Here is a 1,505-nt window from a genome sequence, read left to right as displayed (position 1 = left end):
CTGAGGACAAGCCCTCGGCCTATTAGTACCGGTCAACTCCACCCCTTACAGGGCTTCCATATCCGGCCTATCAACCCAGTCGTCTACTGGGAGCCTTACCCTCTCAAGGAGGTGGGAGTGCTCATCTCGAAGCAGGCTTCCCGCTTAGATGCTTTCAGCGGTTATCCCTCCCGAACGTAGCCAACCAGCCATGCCCTTGGCAGGACAACTGGCACACCAGAGGTTCGTCCGTCCCGGTCCTCTCGTACTAGGGACAGCCCTTCTCAACACTCCTACGCGCACAGCGGATAGGGACCGAACTGTCTCACGACGTTCTAAACCCAGCTCGCGTACCGCTTTAATGGGCGAACAGCCCAACCCTTGGGACCTACTCCAGCCCCAGGATGCGACGAGCCGACATCGAGGTGCCAAACCATCCCGTCGATATGGACTCTTGGGGAAGATCAGCCTGTTATCCCCGGGGTACCTTTTATCCGTTGAGCGACGGCGCTTCCACAAGCCACCGCCGGATCACTAGTCCCTACTTTCGTACCTGCTCGACCCGTCAGTCTCACAGTCAAGCTCCCTTGTGCACTTACACTCAACACCTGATTGCCAACCAGGCTGAGGGAACCTTTGGGCGCCTCCGTTACTCTTTAGGAGGCAACCGCCCCAGTTAAACTACCCACCAGACACTGTCCCTGATCCGGATCACGGACCCAGGTTAGACATCCAGCACGACCAGAGTGGTATTTCAACGTCGACTCCACAACAACTGGCGTTGCTGCTTCAAAGTCTCCCACCTATCCTACACAAGCCGAACCGAACACCAATATCAAGCTATAGTAAAGGTCCCGGGGTCTTTCCGTCCTGCTGCGCGAAACGAGCATCTTTACTCGTAATGCAATTTCACCGGGCCTATGGTTGAGACAGTCGAGAAGTCGTTACGCCATTCGTGCAGGTCGGAACTTACCCGACAAGGAATTTCGCTACCTTAGGATGGTTATAGTTACCACCGCCGTTTACTGGCGCTTAAGTTCTCAGCTTCGCCGTGACGAATCACGACTAACCGGTCCCCTTAACGTTCCAGCACCGGGCAGGCGTCAGTCCGTATACATCGCCTTACGGCTTCGCACGGACCTGTGTTTTTAGTAAACAGTCGCTTCTCGCTGGTCTCTGCGGCCACCCCCAGCTCTGGCAGCAAGTGCCGTCACCAGGAATGGCCCCCCTTCTCCCGAAGTTACGGGGGCATTTTGCCGAGTTCCTTAACCATAGTTCACCCGAACGCCTCGGTATTCTCTACCTGACCACCTGAGTCGGTTTGGGGTACGGGCCGCCATGAAACTCGCTAGAGGCTTTTCTCGACAGCATAGGATCATCCACTTCACCACAATCGGCTCGGCATCAGGTCTCAGCCTTAATGTGAGGCGGATTTGCCTACCTCACGGCCTACACCCTTACCCCGGGACAACCACCGCCCGGGCTGGACTACCTTCCTGCGTCACCCCATCGCTCACCTACTGACG

General features: G+C 56.5%; 1 rRNA gene (only partly in view). It reads right to left on the bottom strand.

Annotation, left to right across the window (positions count from 1 at the left end):
- Nucleotides 1-2 precede the first annotated feature (2 nt).
- A 23S ribosomal RNA gene (locus ACFQ6N_RS40170) occupies nucleotides 3-1,505 on the bottom strand; it runs 1,366 nt beyond the window's last position.

Source organism: Kitasatospora sp. NPDC056446 (assembly GCF_042796115.1).
GTDB lineage: Bacteria > Actinomycetota > Actinomycetes > Streptomycetales > Streptomycetaceae > Kitasatospora.
This window is presented reverse-complemented; position numbering and strand designations above follow the sequence as displayed.